Origin of the sequence: Merdimonas faecis (assembly GCF_001754075.1) — a bacterium.
GTDB classification, from domain to species: domain Bacteria; phylum Bacillota; class Clostridia; order Lachnospirales; family Lachnospiraceae; genus Merdimonas; species Merdimonas faecis.
Genome location: NZ_MIEH01000025.1, coordinates 38,095 through 59,421 on the forward strand (window position 1 = coordinate 38,095; position 21,327 = coordinate 59,421).

Sequence of the window (21,327 nt, forward strand, 5' to 3'; positions counted from 1 at the left end):
ATGGAAAAGCAAAAAGAGCTGATTGTTCAGAAATTAAAGGACAGCGGCTGCAGGATCACAAAGCAGCGGCTGATGATCCTGGACATTATTCTGGAAGAGGAATGCTCCTGCTGTAAAGAAATATATTACCGGGCTTCCCGGCTGGATCCCAATATTGGAACAGCCACTGTCTACCGGATGGTTAATAAGCTGGAAGAGATCGGAGCCATCAACAGAAAAAATATGTATAAGGTGGCCTGCGGAGCAAAGTGCGACGGGGGAGAGGCTTGTCTGATCGAGTTGGATGACGATACAGTGAGGCATCTGTCGGCGAAGACGTGGCATGGCGTGATCGCTGCAGGGCTTAAGGCCTGCGGATATATTGACGGGCAGAAGATTAAGAGTGTAACAGTGGAATGACGAAAGGGGACGTACACTTTTTGCAAAAGTGTACGTCCCCTTTCGTCATTCTCCCTGTCCCCATCTGACAAACACCCTGTCCCTTTTCGACAGACAGGGTGTCCCTAATTGTATAAACGATAAAGTTTATCATCAAGTCCAAAGCGCTAGAAATGAAAAAAACAGACGGCTATAATAATATATACCGGCTATAAACACAAGTAGACAGGAGGATAAAGAATATGTTTTATGATTGTTTAAAAGAGATCGGATGGAAGAAATTTGGAATTTTTGCGGCGGGGGGTGCATTTGGAACAGCAGGTATAAAGATCCTGTCCAGTAAGGATGCGAAAAAGGCGTACACTCAGGGGACGGCAGCAGTTCTGCGCGCAAAGGAGTGCGTGATGAAAACTGCCACCACGATCCAGGAAAATGCAGAAGATATTTACGAAGAGGCAAAGAGTATCAACGAAGCCCGTGCGGCAGAGGAAGAAGCAGAGATGTGTGAGGAAGAGACTGCGGAAAAGGCGTGCCAGGAAGAGGCAGTGACGGAATAAATTATGAAATTTTGTATCAAGCATGAAACAAAGGGCAGGATCCGTATCCATGTGATGCAGAAAAGGATGAGCTGCGGCCAGGCGGACACACTTCTTTATTATCTGGAGGGGCTGCCCCAGGTAATCTCTGCAAAGGTCTATGAAAGAACGGCGGACGCTCTGATCCGCTACGAAGGGAGCAGAGACCTTCTGGTTGATGAGCTGAAGAGATTTCATTACGATAAGATAAAATTGCCAAAAGGATATCTGGAGACCTCGGGGCGGGAATTGAACGGAAAATTTCAGGAGCGGCTGATCATGAAAGCCCTGCTTCGTTATGCAGGGAAAATATTTCTTCCCTGCCCGCTGCGGTATGGTTATATTGCATTTCATTCTTTGAAATATATTGGAAAAGGATTTGATGTATTGCGGAGAGGAAAGATCGAGGTTCCGGTGCTGGATGCGACTGCAATCGGGGTTTCCATGCTGCGTGGGGATTTTGAGACAGCCGGGTCAGTCATGTTCATGCTGGGGATCGGAGAACTGCTGGAAGAGTGGACGCACAAAAAATCCGTAGATGACCTGGCAAGAACTATGTCGCTGAATGTCAGCAAAGTCTGGCTGGTACGTGGCGGACAGGAAGTACAGGTACCTGCTTCGGGCATACGCGCCGGGGATGAGATTAGGATACATATTGGAAATGTCATCCCCTTTGACGGTGTGGTGACTGGCGGTGAAGCCATGGTCAACCAGGCGTCATTGACTGGGGAGTCTGTTCCTGTGCGAAGGACGGTTCAAAATTCTGTGTATGCAGGAACGGTATTGGAAGAAGGAGAGCTGACGATCCGGGTAAGGGAAGTGAGCGGTTCCAGCCGTTTTGAAAAAATCGTGACAATGATCGAAGAATCAGAGAAACTGAAATCATCCCTGGAAGGGAAGGCGGAGCATCTGGCAGATAAGCTGGTGCCGTATACACTGGCCGGAACGGTTCTCACCTATCTTTTTACCAGAAACGTGACAAAGGCGTTATCTGTCTTAATGGTGGATTTTTCCTGTGCGCTGAAGCTTGCCATGCCAATTTCAGTACTTTCGGCGATACGGGAGGCCAACCGGCACCATATTACGGTCAAGGGCGGAAAATATCTGGAGGCTGTGGCTGATGCAGATACCATCGTCTTTGATAAAACAGGAACTTTGACCATGGCAAAGCCTACTGTAGCCAGGATGGTGGTTTTTAACGGCGAAGAGCCGGACGAACTTTTGCGTCTTGCAGCCTGTATGGAAGAGCATTTTCCGCATTCCATGGCGAAAGCGGTGGTAGATGCGGCGAAAAAGAAACAGCTGGATCATGATGAAATGCATTCTAAGGTGGAGTATATGGTGGCTCATGGCATCTCTACGACCGTGGAAGGAAAACGAGCTGTGATCGGCAGCTATCATTTTGTATTTGAGGATGAAAAATGCGTGATCCCGGAAGGAAAGCAGGAACTGTTCGACAGCCTTCTGGAGGAATATTCTCATTTATACCTTGCCTTAGAAAATCAGCTGGCGGCTGTGATCTGTATCGAAGATCCGCTGCGGGAAGAAGCACCAGAGGTTATCAGGCAGCTGAAAGCATGTGGGGTTTCTAAGGTGGTAATGATGACCGGTGACAGCGAACGGACAGCCAGATCCATTGCCGGACGAGTGGGAGTAGATGAATATTACTCGGAAGTCTTGCCGGAAGACAAGGCTGGATTCATAGAAAAGGCAAAGGAAAGCGGCCATAAGGTGATCATGATCGGAGACGGAATCAATGATTCGCCGGCACTCTCTGCGGCCAATGCAGGGATCGCTATCAGCGACGGCGCAGAGATTGCACGGGAGATTGCCGACATTACTATCGGCTCCGATGACCTGTTCCAGCTTGTTGTACTAAAGAAGCTGAGCGATCTTCTGATGCTGCGCATTAAGAAAAACTACCGGCAAATTGTAGGATTTAATTCAGGGCTTTTGCTCCTGGGCGTAACAGGTGTGATACAGCCCACTACATCAGCGCTTATCCACAATTCATCCACATTGTTGATAAGTCTGAAGAGTATGGAGGAATTACTTTAATTGGGGACGGGGGATTTTTGAAAATCCCCCGTCCCCAATTAAAGTTCTGCCTTCCGGACAGCGAAGTAATTCACAATATTCAGGAAAGCTGCGGTAATTACCAATGTCAGCATGGTGATAAGTGGATTTCCGCTTTCCAGGCCAGAGATGGTCATTAGGAGTTTTCCACATCTGGCTGCTGCCTCCGGGAATATATAAGCCAGCAGGGGCAGCCCGAGAAAGAGGAGGACGGGCAGACCGGCTGCGATTCCTATCTTCAGGATTTTACTGGAGCGGTAAAATAGGACCGCAATCAGGTATCCGGCGCTGAAGCAGGTGATGATGATTAAAAATGTCAGGATCAGATCCAAAAGAATCTGCAGGGCCAGTGAGGAGCTGGCAGTGACCTGGGTGAAGATGTCCATGAAATGCATGAAGCGAATGCGGTCGGATGGGAAAAGCCTGGACAGGTAAACGAACAGGACTTCTATAATGGACATCAGTGCGCTGAGCAGTGCAATGGAAGATAAGGTTCCGATGTAAGTGGTCTTCCTTGACACTCCGTTTTGAGAAAACAGATAAAAATATTCCCGAAACATGCAAAGCCCGGCAATGAAGCAGAATACTGTTGAAGAAAAGCCTGTTCCGTTAAAGGTTGCGTTCCCGGAACTTATGATTACGACACCGCCTCCCAGCAGTATGATACTAAGAATGATAAAATAATAAATCAGGAAAGCTTTTCCCAGATCGAATAATTGATAGTGTATGACTCTTTTAATATTCATAATGATTTCCCTCCATATAAGTCTTGTCTATACGGTAATCAATTCATTTCCCGTAAATTTCAGGAATTTGTAAGCTGAATAAACAGTTTTTGCAGATCCATCTGAGATACTTCTAAACCTGAGACAGCAGAGGAGTCCGGGGTTCCCAGAAGATATGCTGTTTTCAGGCCGCCTATGGAATCGGTGCCAATCAGTTCCTGTGAAGAGCCATAGGAAAAGAGGTAACTGTCAATCTGTGACGCGGTGCCGGAAATGCAGTAGCCGCTGCTGAGAAGTTCTTCGCAGGATTGATTTTTTATAATCGTTCCCTTTTTTATAATAATTACATTTTCTATAACAGTTGCGACTTCTTCGATTAAATGAGTCGAAATCACAGCAGTAAATGGAGAAATGCTGTACTTTTCAATTAAAAGTTTGTAGAAGAGGTCGCGGTGATATGCATCTAATCCTAAAACCGGTTCGTCAAAAAATACATAAGGTACATTGACGGATAAAGCAAGTATATTTTTGAAAATAGACTGATATCCAGTAGAAAGACTTTTAATTTTCTTTTTGGTATTCAATTCAAATTTTTTGCAAAGCTGCAGAGCATATTCTTCGTCGAAGGAAGGATGAAACAGTTTTGTTACCTGGAATGCTTTTTTCACCTTCATTCCTTCAGGGAATAGATTCTGTTCATTGATCAGGAACACCTGCTGTAAAAGGGCATCGTTTTCAGCTACTGTAGCGCCGTCCAGAGTGATGGTCCCTTCATCCGGGAATTTCCGGTTGGTTATCAGATTTAAAAGAGTGGATTTCCCGGCGCCGTTCCGTCCGAGAAGACCATATATTTTTCCTGCTTCCAGATTCAGGCTTACCTGAGACAATGCGGTAGTGTCCTGGAATGTTTTCGTTACATTTTTTACTTCAATACCTTTCACTGTGAGAACCCCCTTTCAATCATGGCGATAATGTCATCGCTGGAAAAGCCTAGTCTTTTGGCTTCCTCGATCAGATTACTGATGTAATTGTTGTAAAATTGATTCTGCCGCTTTTCTTTTAATTGCTTTACGGCTCCATTTGAGACAAACATACCTACTCCTCGCTTTTTGAAAATAATATTTTCGTCCACCAGAAGGTTGATGCCTTTCAGAGCGGTGGCCGGATTGATCTTATAATTAACAGAAAATTCTGTAATCGAGGGGATCTGGGAGCCTTCCGGGAATGCACCGGTGAGGATTCCATCTTCAATTCCCTCAGCGATCTGGATAAAAATAGGTTTTTCCTGGTCTGGATTTATTTTCATTCCATAGTGACCTCCTTTCCGGGTCATTTTTTATTCTCCTTGATTGGTGAAATGGTTAATTACTTGAGTAACTAACTACAAGTGTATTAAAACACAGAATAGATAGGATGTCAAGAAAAAAATGGAAAGTGCAGAAACAAAGTTGAACACTAAAAGCCCCGCCAGTGTGGCGGGGCTTTTAGTAAAAATATATAGATAAATCAGAATAACTTTGATATGATGATCAGGAGCAGTATTTTTGCACATCTGATTCTACATTTTCTACCTGTTGGGTCAGGCTTTTTATTTCTTCTTCGGACAATGTGTCCAGAATCAAAGCCATGTCGTTGCGAATCTTATTCGGATCATAAGGAACCTCCAGAGCAAAATCGCTGTAAGCCCGTATTTTTTGAAAATACATATTGGTATCTGGTTCTTCCTGTCCTTTCCTGCACATCTGATACATCATGACACAGTCTGTAGCGTCAGTATCTGTACATTCTTTGCAGATCCATTTCCCAAGAAAATAGTAGTTTCCTTTAATCTGATAAATAAATCCAGGCGTTTTTAATAATTTTTCCAGCAGCATGTCAAAATTCCCCCTTTAGATTATAGACCTATCGCTATGCATATCTAAATATGTATCTGAGTTTATCGTAGCAAAAAAATGTGATAAATGCAATAAATGAAGAAAGGAGCCGGATAAGGAAAATGAAATGTATTCAAATCTTTCTCTTGACGATAATTTTACTGAAAATTGCATGGGAAGATGCAAAGACACGGCACATCAGGGGCAGATGGATATTGTTGTATGGAGTGCTGGGGATTTGGAATGAATGGATGGAGAAGGGAATAGATTTAGGCGAAAGTGCGGCTGGCTTTTTGAGCGTCAGCAGTGTTCTGGTACTGGTCAATCTGTTGAGGCCCGGCAGCTTTGGAGGGGGAGATATTAAGCTGACAGCAGTTGCCGGGACCGTACTTGGCTGGGAACGGAATTTTGCCGCTTTTGCAATGGCAATGTGGCTTTCTGGCATCTTTTGTGCCGTTATGCTTGCCACCCGCAGAATGACAAGAAAATCCACCATTCCTCTGGGGCCATTTCTTTGTGCAGGAATTCTTGGAGAAACTATGTCAGGGCTCCTGACTTCTGGTGCCAGTACAATGGGATGAGACCTGGTGCCAGATTAAATGAAACATGCCGGCACCCAGCATGGAAGCAAGAATGTAAAGAAGTATTCCGGCAGGATTTCCCAGATTTTTGGCGATATCCTTAAAAAAACGCTGTGTCATGGGGAGAAACGGACTGATATAAAACATATTGATTGTTCCCAAAGTATGAAATGAAACGTTTAATAACGTGGCGAGCAGGCAGCAGAAGAGATAGCAGCAGGCGCTGCCAAGATAGCCGTGGCAGGAATAATCAGCATACTGACTTAACCCGGCTGCAATTCCCAGAACAATCAGTAAAATGTGCCAGGCAAAGGAATGAATGGTAAGAGGGAGATATGAATAGTGCATCCCGCTGGTGTCAAAAAACGCAAATATTCCGCCAAGAAGTCCATAATCCATCAGAAAGGCCAGGAAAATCCTCCGGAGCCTTTCGGAGCGTATCCAGGGAAGTAAAAGGCACAGATACATAGGGGTGCTGCAGAGCTGAAACGGAAAATACCACCAGTTATAGGTTCCCTGACCGATCAGAAACGTCAGACAATACTGTTTCCAGATCTCACTGACTGCCATTATAAGACCGCAGCAAAAAAAGAAAGATTTATATTTATGCATAAATTGATCACCTGCCAATAATAAAGTGGCTTGAAATACAATTATTATACACCAGAATTCATAATTGTGCTATAATACACATGCTGTCTGCGTGAAGTGGAGAAATACGACAGAAATGAGGAGGGACGGCAAAACCTATGAAAATAAAAAATGCTTTTATGCTGACTTTAACAGCGTTTATCTGGGGCACGGCATTTGTGGCTCAGAGTATGGGAATGGACTATCTGGAGCCGATAACATTTAATGGTGTAAGAAGCCTGATCGGAGGTGCCGCGCTGATTCCCTGCATCTGGCTTCTTGGAAAATGGAAAGAAAACCAAAAGGAAGATGTTTCCGTAAACCGTAAAGATCTGGTAACAGGCGGAGTGTTGTGCGGTTTGCTTTTATTTGGGGCAAGCAGCCTGCAGCAGATGGGGATTCAATATACAACTGCTGGAAAAGCAGGATTTATCACTGCTTTTTACATTGTAATCGTGCCAGTGTTGGGAATATTCCTGAAAAAGAAGACAGGATGGAAGGTATGGATGGCAGTCGTTCTTGCAGTTGTCGGATTATATTTCCTGTGTATGACAGAAAGTTTCCATATGAGTAAAGGAGATTTGCTGATTTTTTTGTGTGCGCTGATCTTTTCCGTACATATATTAGTGATCGATCATTTTGCACCAAAGGTCGATGGAGTGAAAATGGCGTGTATTCAGTTTTTTGTATGCGGGATCGTATCTCTTCCATTCATGTTCCTGCTGGAGAAACCTTCACTTGGAGGAATGCTCGAAGGCTGGTTTCCGCTTCTCTATGCTGGTGTGTTATCCTGCGGCGTTGCGTACACGCTCCAGATCATTGGACAGAAAAATATGAATCCGGCCATTGCATCATTGCTTTTGAGCCTGGAATCCTGCTTCTCTGTACTGGCTGGATGGGCGGTGCTGGGAGAGAGGTTGTCTGCAAGAGAATCCATTGGCTGTGTATTGATGTTTGCGGCGATCATATTGGCCCAGCTTCCGGAAAGACGGCAATCGGGAGAAAAGAAACAGGCATGCGAAATATCAGGCTAGAAAATCCATAGAATCAGGAAAAAAGAAAGGAGAATACCATTATGAAATTTGTTATTCAAAGAGTTATGGAAAGTGAAGTAAAGGTGGAAGGCGAAACACTGGGAAAAATCGGAAAAGGATTTATGGTGCTGATTGGCGTCAGCAATTCCGATACCAAAGAAATCGCAGACCGCATGGTGAAGAAGATGCTGGGACTGCGTATTTTTGAGGATGAACAGGGAAAGACAAACCTGTCTCTGGATGCAGTGGGAGGAAGCCTTCTTCTGATTTCACAGTTTACACTGTATGCAAACTGCAAAAAAGGAAACCGCCCAAGCTTCATCGAAGCCGGAGCGCCGGATATGGCAGAAGAGATGTACGAATATATTATCTCTAAGTGCAAAGAGCAGGTGGAAGTAGTAGAACGTGGAAGGTTCGGAGCAGACATGAAAGTCAGCCTGGTCAACGATGGCCCGTTCACAATCGTCCTGGATTCCGAAGACCTTTAATTGGGGACGGGGGATTTCTGAAAATCCCCCGTCCCCAATTAATATTTTTGATTAAAGTGTCTAATTATTTTTCTGTAAATTTCCCCCATAAAATATGAAAATATAATAAAATACCTTGACATTATAGGGTGATATGCATAACATATTCGTTAGTCATCTAATGAATATGTGGCTTGCGGAGCCTGTGCGCTCCGTTTTGAAATTTGGAGTGGAATAAGAATGGAGGTTTTTCATGACTAAGGCTAAGAGTGATGAGTCGATCATGATCATCCTGCACCAGCTGATGCATCTGAGTGAGTATCAGGCAATGAGAGGGCTGGAGCAGATGGACTTGAAGCCCGGACAGGCGGGAATTCTGTTCTGGCTTGGAAGGGAAGGAGAGCTGTCCCAGCGGCGGCTTGCCGAAAAACTGGGGATCACGCCCCCTTCAGTGACCACAGCGCTTAGAAAGCTGGAGGCAAAGGGACTGATCGGGAAGGAAGGAGACCCGGCCGACCAGAGGATCCAGAGGATACATCTGACGGAAGCCGGAAAAGAGATGCTGGGAGAGCTGAAGAGGATTGTAGGTGAGATGGAGAACGTGATCTTCCGGGGAATCTCTCAGGAAGAAAAGCTTCTTCTGCGCCGGCTTCTTTTGGATATGAGAGAGAATCTGATGGCGGAAAAGGGCATGAAAGGAATGAATACCTGTTCCATGATGGCCAGGGCACACCTGGATATGAAGCTTAAAAATATAGAATCTGATAACAGCACAGAAATATAATAACCGGTATTGAGAAACTAGCATTGAGAAAGGAACAAGCATATCATGAAAAAGTTATTTGGATTTTTAAAGCCGTATGCACTGCAGGTTGTAGTGATCATATGTGTGCTGATGGTGCAGGCATATTGTGATCTTTCCCTGCCGGCCTACACATCCGACATCGTGAATGTGGGAATCCAGCAGAGCGGGATTGACGAAAAGGTGCCGGAGGCATTGGCCGGGGAAGATCTGAACCTGATCCTGGCCTTTGTGCCAGAGGAAGACCGGGCAGAGGTGACAGACGCATATGAAGAAAGCAGCGATTCCTATGATTACGAGGGGACGGTTATGGCTCTGAAAGAGCAGGTAAAAGAAGACGATTCCCAGCTGGAGGAGCTTTCCGACCAGATGGGGCTTCCTATGGTAATGGCCATGGCTGCGGAGGAAAGCGGCATCAATATGAACGGAGCAGAAGGAATGACAGGAGAAGGTTCCGGGCAAATGGAAGATCTGCCGGATTCCATGGTAGAGCAGGCGGTGGCCGCCTATATCCAGTCGGCGTATGAAAAGATCGGGATCGACGTGGGCGATATCAGCTCCCGGTATATCCTGGCTACCGGCGGGAAAATGCTTCTGCTTGCCGGACTTGGAATGGCAGCCAGTATCCTGGTAGGCCTCATGGCTTCCCGGGTGGGTGCAGGGCTTGGCCGAAGCTTAAGAGAGAGAGTTTTCCGGAAGGTGGTAGGATTTTCGAACGGAGAGTTTGATAAGTTTTCGACGGCATCCCTGATCACCAGGAGTACTAACGATATCCAGCAGATCCAGCTGCTGACAGTAATGATCCTGCGTATGGTGCTGTATGCGCCCATCATGGCGATAGGCGGCATCTGGAATGTGTTCCATACGAATGTGGATATGTCATGGATCATCGCCCTGGCGGTGGTACTGATCTTCCTGTTGGTGGCAGTGCTGTTCGCCGTGGTTATGCCGAAATTCCGGATCCTGCAGAATTTAGTGGACCGTCTGAACCTGGTGAGCAGGGAGATCCTGACAGGACTTTCTGTCATCCGTGCCTTTGGCACCGAAAAACACGAGGAAGAGCGGTTTGACGATGCCAATAAGGATCTGACCCGTGCCAATCTGTTTGTAAACCGTGCCATGACCTTTATGATGCCGACCATGATGCTCATCATGAACGGAATCTCCGTACTGATCGTGTGGGTAGGCGGTCACAGCATCGACGAGGGTACCATGCAGGTGGGTGATATGATGGCATTTATCCAGTACACGATGCAGATTATCATGGCATTCCTGATGATCTGTATGATCTCCGTCATGCTTCCAAGAGCGGCGGTATCTGCAGAGCGTGTGGACGGCGTACTGGAAAGCCATACGCTGATCAATGATCCGGGGAATCCGGAGAAGCTTCCGGAAGAAAGCAAAGGGCAGGTGGTCTTCGATCATGTATCCTTCCGGTATCCGGGAGCAGAAGAAGATGTACTGGAAGATATTTCCTTTACAGCAGAGCCGGGACAGACGACAGCCATCATCGGAAGCACGGGATGCGGAAAGTCTACTCTGGTCAACCTGATTCCCAGATTCTATGATGTAACCGAAGGAAGCATCCGGCTCGACGGCCATGACATCCGAAACCTGACACAGCATGACTTGAGAGAAAAGCTTGGATATGTACCGCAAAAGGGAGTGCTCTTCTCCGGTGACATCGCCTCAAATATCCTGTTCGGTAATCCGGACGGAACTGACGAAGAAATGGAAGAAGCGGCCAGAATCGCTCAGGCCACAGAGTTTATCGAGGCGAAAAAGCGGCAGTATCACAGCCATATCGCCCAGGGAGGCTCAAACGTTTCCGGAGGACAGAAGCAGAGACTCTCCATCGCAAGGGCAATCGCAAAGCATCCGGCGGTCTACATTTTTGACGACAGCTTTTCTGCGCTGGATTATAAGACAGATGTGGCGCTTCGTGGCGCTTTGAAGGAAAAAACGGAAGACAGTACCGTGATCATCGTGGCTCAGAGGATCAGTACGATCATGCATGCGGAACAGATCCTGGTACTGGACGATGGAAAGATTGTGGGGAAAGGTACTCACAAAGAACTTTTGAGAGACTGTCCGGAATACTATCAGATCGCATCTTCACAGCTGTCTGAGAAAGAACTGGAACAAGACATGAAGGAGGTGGGCTAAGATGCCACATGGAGGAATGGGGCCAAAGGGCTCACATATGCCGGGCGAAAAGGCAAAAGACCTGAAAGGGACTATAAAGAAGCTGGGTAAATATCTGAGTGTGTATAAAGTTGCCCTGGTTTTTGTAGTGATATTCGCCATCGGAAGCACCATTTTTAATATTGCGGGGCCAAAGATCCTGGGGCAGGCGACCACAGAGCTGTTTGAGGGACTGGTAGGAAAGGTGTCCGGCCAGGGCGGCATTGACTTTGAAAAGATCGGGCAGATTCTTCTGATGCTGCTGGGGCTCTATCTTTGCAGTGCATTATTCTCTTTTATCCAGGGGTATCTGATGACGGGAATTTCCCAGAAGCTGACCTACCGGATGCGAAAGGAGATCTCTGAGAAGATCGACCGTCTTCCCATGGAATATTTTGACAAAATGACGCATGGTGAGATCCTTTCCAGGATCACCAATGACGTGGACACTTTAAGCCAGAGCTTAAACCAGAGCGCCACGCAGCTGATCACCTCGGTGACCATGATCATCGGTGTGTTAGTCATGATGCTTAGCATCAGTCCTCTGATGACCGTGGTGGCGATACTGATCCTGCCGGTGGCCATGGGGCTGATCTCCGTGATCGTCAAACATTCCCAGAGATATTTCCGGGATCAGCAGGAATATCTGGGACACGTTAACAGTCAGGTGGAAGAGGTGTACGGCGGCCACAATATCGTGAAAGCCTTCAATAAAGAAGAAGACGTGATCCGGGCTTTCGAAAGGGATAATGACGTGCTGTACCGCTCTGCATGGAAATCCCAGTTCCTGTCCGGAATGATGATGCCGGTCATGCAGTTTGTCAGCAACCTGGGATATGTGGGAGTCGTCATCCTGGGCGGATACCTGGCGGTGAAGGAGACCATCGAGGTAGGAGATATCCAGTCCTTTATCCAGTACGTCCGGAACTTTACCTCGCCGATCCAGCAGGTGGCGCAGGTGGCTAACCTTCTGCAGTCCACGGCAGCAGCAGCGGAGCGTGTCTTTGAATTCCTGGAAGAGGAAGAAGAAGTGCCGTGCGCAGAGCATCCGGTATCCACGGAAGGCCTGGAAGGCCGGGTGGAATTTGACCATGTCAAATTCGGTTACCACAAAGACCATATGATCATCCACGACTTTTCGGCCAAGGCTGAACCGGGACAAAAGATCGCCATCGTAGGACCTACTGGCGCCGGTAAGACAACTATGATAAAATTATTGATGAGGTTCTATGATGTGTGTGGCGGAGCGATCAAGGTGGACGGCCATGACATCCGTGAGTTCGACAGAGGAGAACTGCGGAAGATGTTCGGTATGGTTCTCCAGGATACCTGGCTGTTTAAAGGAAGCATTGAGGACAATATCCGGTACGGAAAGCTTGATGCCACCCATGAAGAGGTGGTGGAGGCGGCGAAGGCGGCCTATGTGCACCGGTTTGTACAGACCCTTCCCGGCGGTTATGGAATGGAGCTGAACGAGGAGGCCAGCAATGTATCCCAGGGACAGAAACAGCTTCTGACCATTGCAAGAGCAATCCTGGCGGACCCGAAGATCCTGATCCTGGATGAAGCCACCAGCTCTGTGGATACCAGGACAGAGGTGCGGATTCAGAAAGCCATGGACCGGCTGATGGAAGGGCGTACCAGCTTTATCATCGCACACCGCCTGTCTACCATCCGGGATGCAGACCTGATCCTGGTCATGAAGGACGGGGACATCATCGAACAAGGGAAGCACGAAGAGCTGCTGGAAAGAAATGGTTTCTATGCAGAACTTTACAATTCGCAGTTTGAGAGGAGCGCATAAAGGATGGACCGCCTGGAACAGCAATTTGCATTTATTCAGGAAATTGATAAAGAAAAATTTATCGGCCGTCAGACATATCTGTCTGACGGCCTGCGTAAGGAAAATGACGCGGAACACGCCTGGCATCTGGCATTGATGACGATTTTGCTCAGCGAATATGCCAATGAGGGCATTGACGTGTTAAAGACCGTGACCATGCTTCTGATCCATGATATTGTGGAAATTGATGCCGGGGATACCTATGCCTATGACGAGGAAGGGAAAAAGACTCAGAAGGAGCGGGAGGAAAGAGCGGCAGAGCGGATCTTTGGCCTGCTCCCGGAAGACCAGGGGAAGAGATTTAAGAGGCTGTGGCAGGAATTTGAAGAGCAGAAGACACCGGAGGCAAAATTTGCCAGGACTATGGATAATCTCCAGCCCATGATGTTAAACCATGCCACAGACGGGAAAGCCTGGGTGGAGCATGGAGTGTTCTTAGATCAGATCCTGAAGAGAAATGAAAATACCCACAAGGGCTCCGAAGCTCTGTGGGAATATGCCCGGGAGCATTTCATCCGGCCAAGTCTTGAGAAGGGGCGGATCAAACCCTCCCGGGAGTAAAGAGGGGATTGCTATTTCATGGCAAGTCCTGACAAAACAGACTTCACATGACTGATTTCCTGCTGGGAAGCTTTCTCAGCGGGAACATAATAGCTCTTTTCACGGGCAATCTGATACAGTTTTTCCTGGGACATTTCACATTCGTTGCGGATTTTTTTCAGACATTGTTTCAACTCTTTGTTTTCGGTCTGCGGGATCATCTCTCCATAGCGGACCAGTTCTCCGTTGACGCCCGCCAGGGCGTCAGCTACCATTGTTTTTTCATCTAACATCTTCCCAAACCTCCTATAAAAATTTCATCAGATCCTGCTTGTTTTTCATAGCAGAATCAGCGGCATCCTGAAACAGTTTTTTGACCTCCGGATCCTGTGCCTGCGAGGCATAATCCTGCATCTTGCAGTGTGTGGTGTCATAGCCTCCGATCAGGTGGCGCAGATTCTGAAGATCAAGAATCGAAATTTCGCTCATATTTATTTCCTCCTTTGAAATAGAATCTCTGATCGGGATTATTCTGCTCCGGAAAAGGGAGAAATATACTGGATATTTTTGGATACAGAAGCTTTTTTCAGTAAAGCAAGAAACAGCTTTTTCATTCCGTGATCAGAGGGATATAACACCTCCGGGTGCCATTGGACTCCGAGTGCAAAGGGATGTCCGGGAAGCTCGATGGCCTCGACAACGCCGTCAGAAGCGATGGCAGAGGGGCGGAGACTGGCTGGGATCAGATGAAGGCACTGGTGGTGAAAACTATTGACTTCTGCATATTCTCCGAGAAAATCATATAGCATGCTATTTTTTGAGATGGTAATCTTATGACATACATCCTGACGGTGGACGGAAACCTGCATATGGTTCAAAGTATGTACAGGACGAAGGGACAGATCCTGCCAGATGGTGCCGCCAAGGGCTAAGTTCATCACCTGCATCCCCCGGCAGATGGCAAGGACGGGCAGACGGGACTGAAGAACATAGGCCATCAGAGAAAGATGGAACCGGTCGGTGAAAAGATCTGTCCCGCCCTGATCGGTAAGCAGCTCTTCTCCGAAGAGGAGGGGAGTAATATCCCCGCCTCCACAGAATAAAAAGCCGTCGCAGAGCCGGGAAAAGCCCGCATACAGACTGGTATCCCCGGTGACGGGAAGGACCGTGGGAAGCCCTCCGGCATCTGTCACCGCATCCAGGTAAGGCTGGGAAACAAACTGACGGCCATTTTCCGAGCCGCACATGACAATTCCGATCACGGGACGCATAAAATTCCTCCTTTTCAAATAGAATACAGCAGGTTATACTGATTCTATGAAAGAAGGGGGGATTTTATGAAACTGATCGACCTGCACTGTGATACGATCTGGAAGCTGATGGACCTGGACAGAAAGGGCGATCTTATGGAAAATGGATGCAGTATCAACATTCCGGCTATGAGACAGGCGGGGACAAAGGCACAGTTTTTCGCCTGTTTTACTTATATTGAGGAGTGGAAGGAGCGGGGCGGATATGACGGAGCCTACCGCCATGTGAAGGAAATGATCCATTATCTGAAGGGGCAGACAGATTCCTTTGCGGATGATATGGCGCTTGCCCTGACCTATGAAGATCTGCAGGAAAATGCAGGAAGAGGCAAGATCTCAGCCTGTCTGACCGTAGAAGAGGGAGGAGTCCTGAACGGAAAAACAGAACGGCTGGAGGAATTGTACCGGGAGGGCGTGCGGCTGATGACACTGATGTGGAATTATGAAAACTGCATCGGTTTTCCAAACAGCAGTAACCCGTCTGTGATGAGGCGGGGACTGAAGGATTTTGGCCGGGAAGTAGTCAGGAAAATGAATGAACTGGGGATGATCATCGACGTGTCCCATGCTTCCGACGGTGTGTTCTGGGATGTGCTTGAGGAATCAACGCAGCCGGTAGTTGCTTCTCACTCTAATTGCCGGGCTATCTGTCCCCATCCCCGGAACCTGACGGACGAGATGATCCGGACGCTTGCAAAAGAGGGAGGCATTGCAGGCTTAAACTTTTACGGCCCATTTCTGGGAGACGAACATGCGTCAAAGATCGAGGAAATGACAAGCCATGTCCTTCATATGCTGAACGTGGGCGGCAGTGAATTCGCAGCCATTGGAACTGATTTTGACGGGTTTGACGGAATGGATGAGCTGGAGATCCCCGATGCAGGGAAGATGGAGCGCCTCTGGGATGCGCTGAAAAAGAAAGGCGTGACAGAACGCCAGCTGGATCGGATCTGGGGAGGCAATGCAGAACGGATCTGCGCACAGGTACTGGACCGGAAAAGGTCATGAAAGAGACCGAAGAAAAAGATAGAAATGAGAGGAAAACAATATGAAACCCAAACTGACATTTGGAACTATGAAGCTTATGGCAGGGACTCTGGGGGAAGAGTCGCCGGTGCCGGATCTGGTTGGCGGCCTGATCCTGCAGAATAAGCTGGAATTTTATCTGGACGAAGACGATGAGCTCTATGAAGGATACGGCCGGTGCCAGACCTCGTATCCGTACCGGCAGTATACCTGCTATTCCCGGGAGCTTAAGGAGACAGAAGTCAAAACGGCGGTGCTGGAAAATGACTATCTGAAGGCAGTATTTCTGCCGGAGTATGGCGGAAGGCTCTGGAGCCTGACAGACAAAGAACAAGGGAGAGAGCTTTTATATACCAACGATGTGCTGCGGTTTTGCAATCTTGCCGTACGAAATGCCTGGTTCAGCGGCGGTGTGGAGTGGAATCTGGGCGTGATCGGCCATACGCCTCTGACGGCGGACCAGCTGTATACGGCAGTCCTGGAGCAGGAGGACGGGACAAAGATCCTGCGGATGTATGAGTATGAGAGAATCCGCGGTGTGACCTATCAGATGGATTTCTGGCTGGGAGAAAAGGACCGGTTCCTGAATGCCCGGATGCGGGTGGTGAATTTTGGAGAAGAAGTGGTGCCCATGTACTGGTGGAGCAATATGGCTGTGCCGGAAGAAGACGGCGGCCGGGTGATCGTGCCGGCAAAGAAGGCTTTTACCAATAAGGACTGGGGCGTTTATAAGGTGGATATTCCCTTTGTAAATGGGGTGGATATTACCCGGTATCAGCAGATCCCGGAGTCGGTGGACTATTTCTTTGATATCCCGGAGGAAAGCCCCAAATATATCGCCCATGTGGACGGCGGCGGGTATGGACTTCTGCATCTGTCTACAAACAGGCTTCGTTCCAGAAAGCTGTTTTCCTGGGGAAACAGGCCGGGCGGTGACCACTGGCAGGAGTTTCTGACAGATCAGGCAGGAAAATATCTTGAGATCCAGGCCGGACTTGCGAAGACACAGTACGGATGTATTCCTATGGCGCCGCATACGGCATGGGAATGGATGGAACGATATGGCAGCATCCAGCTCACTGGAGAGGAACAGGAGATGGAGTTTGAGGAATTAAGAGGAGCCGTGACCCGAAAGGTAGAAGATCTGGAGGAGTTCTCCCAGATGGAAGAACTTTTGCAGGAGACAAAGGCCATGGCAAAGGAGCCGGCCAGTGTTGTATGGGAAGGCAGCAGTTTCGGTGCGCTGCGGGCCAGGGAGCGCTCCATGAAAGGGCTGCGTCCGCTTTCAGAGCATTTAGCTTTTTCCGTGCAGGAAAAGGAACAGATATGGAAGGATTATCTGGAGACGGGGATCCTTAAGGAGCCAGACCCGAAGGAAGCGCCGCCGGCCTTTGTAAACAGTGCAGAAATTTTCCAGATGCTGAAAAAGACGGCAGCGGAAACGGACGGCTGGTATGCACATTATCAGCTGGGGATTCTCTACATGCAGGAGAAAGCGTATGAGGATGCGAAAGAACAGCTTCAGGCTTCGCTTGCGGCCGGAGAGCAGCCGTGGGCCCTTCATGCGCTTGCTGCGCTGCATGTGCTGGAAAATCAGGAGGACAAAGCAGCCTCTTTGATGGAAAGAGGACTCTGCCTTCGGATGGATGACCTGGCATATATAAAGGAGGGATTTCAGATCCTGCTGACCTGCCGGGCATACGAAGCAGTAAAGAGGATCTATGAACAGCTGGAGGAAAAGCTTCAGCAAAACGGAAGACTGAAATTAGGCTACGCCTTCTCCTTGTATCAGCTGGGAGAAGCGGACCGGGCAGCCGGGCTGCTGGAAGAGAACGGCGGTCTGGTAGTGGAGGATATCCGGGAAGGAGAGGACGGACTGAACGCACTCTGGGAAAAGACCCATCGGGAACTTTCCGGAGAGGATCAGGAAGTACCCTATCATTTTGACTTTAAAGCAGTTTAACGAAAAAGCCCCGCTTGCAGGAGCATGTCAGATATGACAGCGCCTGCGGCGGGGCTTAAAATTTTACTCTGCTTATTTCGAAATTTTTTCTACGTTCTGAAGCTTCATGGCGCGCACCTTCAGCGGCAGACCGAACAGGTTGATGAAGCCGTCGGCGTCATGGTGGTCATAGAGATCACCAGTGGTGAAGCTTGCAAGAGACTCACTGTACAGAGAGTAGGGAGATGTGGTTCCGGCTTTTGTGATATTACCCTTGTAGAGCTTGAATTTTACTTCACCGGTCACATATTCCTGGGTGCTTTCAATGAAAGCCTGGATGGCTTCCCTGAGTGGGGTAAACCATTTGCCTTCATAGACTACCTGTGACAGCTTGTTTGCCATTTCTTCCTTCACCTCATAGGTGGCGCGGTCTAAGATCAGTTCCTCTAACTGCTGGTGAGCTTCGTAGAGGATTGTTCCGCCCGGAGTTTCATATACTCCGCGGGATTTCATGCCGACTACGCGGTTTTCTACGATGTCACAGATGCCGATACCGTGCTTTCCTCCCAGCTCGTTCAGCTTGCGGATGATATCGGAAACCTTCATCTCTTCGCCATTGATGCTCTTTGGCACTCCCTTTTCAAAGGTCATGGTCACATATTCTGCCTCGTCCGGAGCTTTTTCCGGGGGAACAGTCAGAACCAGAAGATCATCATAATTTGGCTCTACAGACGGATCTTCAAGCTCCAGTCCCTCGTGGCTGATGTGCCAGAGGTTGCGGTCGCGGCTGTAGCTGTGGCTGGCGTCGAATGGAAGATCGATGCCATGCTGTTTGCAGTATTCGATCTCATCTTCACGGGACTGCATGGTCCAAAGATCAGTCATTCTCCAGGGGGCGATGATCTTTAAGTCCGGAGCCAGGGCGCGGATGCCAAGCTCAAAACGGATCTGGTCATTTCCTTTGCCGGTAGCGCCGTGGCAGATGGCCACAGCCCCTTCCTTTCTTGCAATCTCCACCAGACGTTTTGCGATGGCGGGACGTGCCATGGCAGTGCCAAGCAGATATTTGTTTTCATAAACCGCATGTGCCTGTACACAGGGAACAATGTAGTTATCGCAGAAATCATCTACGATATCTTCAATATATAATTTGGAAGCGCCGGACATTTTTGCACGCTTTTCCAGTCCGTCCAGTTCTTCTCCCTGCCCGCAGTTTACACAGCAGCAGATAACTTCATAGCCAAAGGTCTCTTTCAGCCACGGAATGACTGCCGTGGTGTCCAGGCCGCCGGAATAGGCCAATACAACTTTCTCACTCATGATGAAAAACCTCCTGAATTTTAAATGTAATTTTATGATTATTTTTCGTTCTGTAAATCGCATAGATAACTATACACTAAAATTTATAATTATGCAAGATAAAAAAACGAGGACAGGGTTGACATATATAGATGATCTATGTATTATATAGATGTCCGATGTATAGATAATCTACATATCATGAGAGGAGGAAAAGATATGAGTATTGATAAAAGTCTGATATCAGGAAGTACGTCCATGCTGGTGATGAAGCTGCTGGAGGAACAGGATATGTATGGCTATCAGATGATCGCAGCGCTTAAGAAGCGGTCGAATAATGTGTTTGAGCTGAAGGCCGGCACTTTATATCCGCTGCTCCACGGAATGGAAAGCAAGGGATATCTGACTTCCTATGAGCAGGAGGAAGGAGGAAAGACGCGGAAATATTACGGGCTTACCAGAGAAGGAAGAAAGGTTTTAAAGGAAAAAAAGGAAGAGTGGAAGACCTACCGCTATGCGGTGGAGAGTGTACTTAAGGCGGACGGTGCACTGGCAGGGAATGTATAAGGGGGGGAGTGATATGAAGAGGGAAGAGTATTTACAGAAAATAGGAGAGCAGATCCGTTTTGAGAAAGCACGGGAAGGGGTGAAGGCGGAACTGGAATGGCACATAGAAGACCAGAAGGAAGAATTTCTGTGTGCAGGGATGACGGAAGCGGAGGCTGAAGAAGCCGCGGTGCGGGAGATGGGAGATCCTGTTGCGGTGGGAACAGAGCTGGACCGGATACACCGGCCCAGGATGGCCTGGAACTGCATCATCCTGATCGGAGTGCTGTATCTTGCAGGCCTTCTTCTGCAAAGACTCCTGGGAGCACAGACAGAGAGCAGCTTTTACGGGGGAGGGGTTCTTACGTATGCCGCAAAACTTTTATTTGGTTTTGGAGTGATGCTTCTGATATGTTATGTGGATTACAGCCGTATTGCCAGATGGATCCGCCAGATATGGGCGGCCTTGTTTCTGGTTTTGACCCTGGGGGCCTGCGTGTTTGGAACACCGGTGAACGGCGCAAATTTCTGGATCTACGGAGCCTTGAACGTGAAGCTTCTGGTATTTTTGTTTGTTCCTTTATATGGAGGACTGATCTTCTGGTACCGGGGAAGAGGAAGGAGAGGGCTTTTCTGCGTTCTTTTGTGGGGCCTGCTGCCAGCGGCAGTCTGCATACTGATCAGAAGTTTTGCGACAGCAGTGCTGCTTGCGGTGCTTATGCTGGTCCTTTTGTCTCTGGCGGTATACCGTGGATGGTTTGAGAGAAAAGGGAGAAAGCTGCTGCTGATGAGCTGGGGAGCGTTCCTGGTACTCATCGCCTCGTTTTTCCTTGTCTGCTGGAACATGGGCGGATACCGGGCGGAGCGTATTCGGGCAATCCTGCATCCGTATTCTACAGAGGCAGGGGAGAGGCTTGAGATCCTAAGAGAGATCGCACTTTCCAGCCAGTTTGCCGGCAGCAGTCCGTGGGCCGGGAGAGTGCCGGACTATGGAGACGGGTATTCCTTTATGTTTAGTCATATCACCGCCAGATACGGGATCCTTGCTGTACTTTTGCTGGCAGGCACGATACTGGGATTATTCCTTTATTTCCTGCGAAATGTGCTGCGGCAGAGAAACCAGCTGGGAATGATCATGGGAAGCGGCTGTGTATTGGTGCTGATGGCGCAGACGATATTGTATATCCTGACCAATGGAGGGCTGATCCTTCATGGATATAATTACTGTCCCTTCCTGACTTACGGGGGAACAGGGGTGATGGTGACCAATATCCTTCTGGGGATCCTGCTTAGTATCTACAGATATGAAAACATCCCGCTGGTGATGGCGGTGCAGCCAGCACCATTCGGAAAAGCGCACTGATAAATAAAAAAGGAAAATCTAAGAAAGAACTTGCATAATATACGATACAGATGTATAATTATGCAAGTTCTTTTTAAATTTGTATTTGAATATCACGGATATTCAGATATAATAGGATAGAAAATATGAATT

At 48.1% G+C, this 21,327-nt stretch carries 23 protein-coding genes; 14 read left to right on the forward strand and 9 right to left on the reverse strand.

The features are described 5' to 3' along the window. From BKD12_RS13760 to BKD12_RS13770, 3 genes are all read left to right on the forward strand, one after another. Positions 1-399 (forward strand): transcriptional repressor, encoded by a 399-nt coding sequence (locus tag BKD12_RS13760; RefSeq protein ID WP_070089923.1) that lies wholly within the window; start codon positions 1-3, stop codon positions 397-399. A gap of 221 nt (positions 400-620) precedes the next feature. Continuing rightward, positions 621-935, forward strand: coding sequence for a DUF6110 family protein (locus tag BKD12_RS13765; protein WP_070089924.1), 315 nt, complete (start codon positions 621-623; stop codon positions 933-935). Between the two features lie 3 nt (positions 936-938). Further along, positions 939-3,011, forward strand: coding sequence for a heavy metal translocating P-type ATPase (locus BKD12_RS13770; protein WP_070089925.1), 2,073 nt, complete (start codon positions 939-941; stop codon positions 3,009-3,011). 38 nt (positions 3,012-3,049) lie between these two features. Here BKD12_RS13770 and BKD12_RS13775 read toward each other — a convergent pair whose 3' ends face one another. The 4 genes from BKD12_RS13775 to BKD12_RS13790 all read right to left on the reverse strand — a co-directional run bounded on the left by BKD12_RS13775 (position 3,050) and on the right by BKD12_RS13790 (position 5,628). Then, on the reverse strand, positions 3,050-3,775 hold the full coding sequence (locus tag BKD12_RS13775) for a hypothetical protein (RefSeq protein WP_070089926.1): 726 nt from the start codon (positions 3,773-3,775) through the stop codon (positions 3,050-3,052). 59 nt (positions 3,776-3,834) lie between these two features. Beyond that, positions 3,835-4,695, reverse strand: coding sequence for an ATP-binding cassette domain-containing protein (locus BKD12_RS13780; protein WP_070089927.1), 861 nt, complete (start codon positions 4,693-4,695; stop codon positions 3,835-3,837). Beyond that, positions 4,692-5,060: a GntR family transcriptional regulator gene (locus BKD12_RS13785; RefSeq protein WP_070090070.1), complete on the reverse strand. Its 369-nt coding sequence runs from the start codon at positions 5,058-5,060 to the stop codon at positions 4,692-4,694. The genes BKD12_RS13780 and BKD12_RS13785 overlap by 4 nt, the downstream gene beginning before the upstream one ends. Positions 5,061-5,283: 223 nt before the next feature. After that, positions 5,284-5,628: a hypothetical protein gene (locus BKD12_RS13790; RefSeq protein ID WP_070089928.1), complete on the reverse strand. Its 345-nt coding sequence runs from the start codon at positions 5,626-5,628 to the stop codon at positions 5,284-5,286. A gap of 146 nt (positions 5,629-5,774) precedes the next feature. Between BKD12_RS13790 and BKD12_RS13795 the strand changes: the two genes are divergently transcribed. Further along, on the forward strand, positions 5,775-6,209 hold the full coding sequence (locus BKD12_RS13795) for a prepilin peptidase (protein WP_176730977.1): 435 nt from the start codon (positions 5,775-5,777) through the stop codon (positions 6,207-6,209). On the opposite strand, the gene BKD12_RS13800 is transcribed toward BKD12_RS13795, so the two are convergent. Further along, the gene (locus tag BKD12_RS13800; RefSeq protein ID WP_083262969.1) at positions 6,171-6,869 is read right to left on the reverse strand and encodes a TMEM164 family acyltransferase; all 699 of its coding nucleotides are present in this window, start codon (positions 6,867-6,869) and stop codon (positions 6,171-6,173) included. The genes BKD12_RS13795 and BKD12_RS13800 overlap by 39 nt on opposite strands. An 89-nt stretch (positions 6,870-6,958) precedes the next feature. Here BKD12_RS13800 and BKD12_RS13805 point away from each other — a divergent pair, with 89 nt between their 5' ends. From BKD12_RS13805 to BKD12_RS13830, 6 genes are all read left to right on the forward strand, one after another. Then, positions 6,959-7,873: a DMT family transporter gene (locus tag BKD12_RS13805; protein WP_070089931.1), complete on the forward strand. Its 915-nt coding sequence runs from the start codon at positions 6,959-6,961 to the stop codon at positions 7,871-7,873. Between the two features lie 41 nt (positions 7,874-7,914). Further along, positions 7,915-8,361: a D-aminoacyl-tRNA deacylase gene (dtd, locus tag BKD12_RS13810; protein ID WP_070089932.1), complete on the forward strand. Its 447-nt coding sequence runs from the start codon at positions 7,915-7,917 to the stop codon at positions 8,359-8,361. A 232-nt stretch (positions 8,362-8,593) separates the two neighbouring features. After that, positions 8,594-9,124, forward strand: a complete 531-nt coding sequence (locus BKD12_RS13815; protein ID WP_070089933.1) for a MarR family winged helix-turn-helix transcriptional regulator — start codon at positions 8,594-8,596, stop codon at positions 9,122-9,124. 45 nt (positions 9,125-9,169) lie between these two features. After that, entirely contained in the window at positions 9,170-11,308 is a 2,139-nt protein-coding gene (locus BKD12_RS13820; protein WP_070089934.1) for an ABC transporter ATP-binding protein, read from the forward strand. 1 nt (position 11,309) lies between these two features. Further along, entirely contained in the window at positions 11,310-13,130 is a 1,821-nt protein-coding gene (locus tag BKD12_RS13825; RefSeq protein WP_070089935.1) for an ABC transporter ATP-binding protein, read from the forward strand. 3 nt (positions 13,131-13,133) lie between these two features. Beyond that, the gene (locus BKD12_RS13830; RefSeq protein ID WP_070089936.1) at positions 13,134-13,730 is read left to right on the forward strand and encodes an HD domain-containing protein; all 597 of its coding nucleotides are present in this window, start codon (positions 13,134-13,136) and stop codon (positions 13,728-13,730) included. Positions 13,731-13,741: 11 nt separating this feature from the next. Here BKD12_RS13830 and BKD12_RS13835 read toward each other — a convergent pair whose 3' ends face one another. The 3 genes from BKD12_RS13835 to BKD12_RS13845 are packed head-to-tail and all read right to left on the reverse strand — an operon-like array spanning position 13,742 to position 14,980. Further along, positions 13,742-14,002 (reverse strand): spore coat protein, encoded by a 261-nt coding sequence (locus BKD12_RS13835; protein ID WP_070089937.1) that lies wholly within the window; start codon positions 14,000-14,002, stop codon positions 13,742-13,744. A 13-nt stretch (positions 14,003-14,015) separates the two neighbouring features. After that, positions 14,016-14,198 carry a hypothetical protein gene (locus BKD12_RS13840; protein ID WP_070089938.1) on the reverse strand — a complete coding sequence of 61 codons (183 nt, stop codon included), beginning with the start codon at positions 14,196-14,198 and terminating at the stop codon, positions 14,016-14,018. A 38-nt stretch (positions 14,199-14,236) separates the two neighbouring features. Further along, a complete protein-coding gene (locus BKD12_RS13845; protein WP_070089939.1) occupies positions 14,237-14,980 on the reverse strand; it encodes a gamma-glutamyl-gamma-aminobutyrate hydrolase family protein in 744 nt (247 codons plus the stop codon). Positions 14,981-15,046: 66 nt separating this feature from the next. On the opposite strand from BKD12_RS13845, the gene BKD12_RS13850 reads away from it, so the two are divergent. Both BKD12_RS13850 and BKD12_RS13855 read left to right on the forward strand, forming a co-directional pair. Continuing rightward, positions 15,047-16,027: a dipeptidase gene (locus tag BKD12_RS13850; protein WP_070089940.1), complete on the forward strand. Its 981-nt coding sequence runs from the start codon at positions 15,047-15,049 to the stop codon at positions 16,025-16,027. Positions 16,028-16,067: 40 nt separating this feature from the next. Further along, a complete protein-coding gene (locus tag BKD12_RS13855) occupies positions 16,068-18,008 on the forward strand; it encodes a DUF5107 domain-containing protein (protein ID WP_070089941.1) in 1,941 nt (646 codons plus the stop codon). A gap of 72 nt (positions 18,009-18,080) precedes the next feature. Here the strand turns inward: BKD12_RS13855 and BKD12_RS13860 are convergent, their stop codons facing one another. Next, positions 18,081-19,307, reverse strand: a complete 1,227-nt coding sequence (locus BKD12_RS13860) for an argininosuccinate synthase (protein ID WP_070089942.1) — start codon at positions 19,305-19,307, stop codon at positions 18,081-18,083. A 198-nt stretch (positions 19,308-19,505) separates the two neighbouring features. Between BKD12_RS13860 and BKD12_RS13865 the strand changes: the two genes are divergently transcribed. Both BKD12_RS13865 and BKD12_RS13870 read left to right on the forward strand, forming a co-directional pair. Beyond that, entirely contained in the window at positions 19,506-19,853 is a 348-nt protein-coding gene (locus BKD12_RS13865; RefSeq protein ID WP_070089943.1) for a PadR family transcriptional regulator, read from the forward strand. A gap of 13 nt (positions 19,854-19,866) precedes the next feature. Continuing rightward, positions 19,867-21,195 (forward strand): permease prefix domain 1-containing protein, encoded by a 1,329-nt coding sequence (locus BKD12_RS13870; protein WP_070089944.1) that lies wholly within the window; start codon positions 19,867-19,869, stop codon positions 21,193-21,195. Positions 21,196-21,327: the final 132 nt, after the last annotated feature.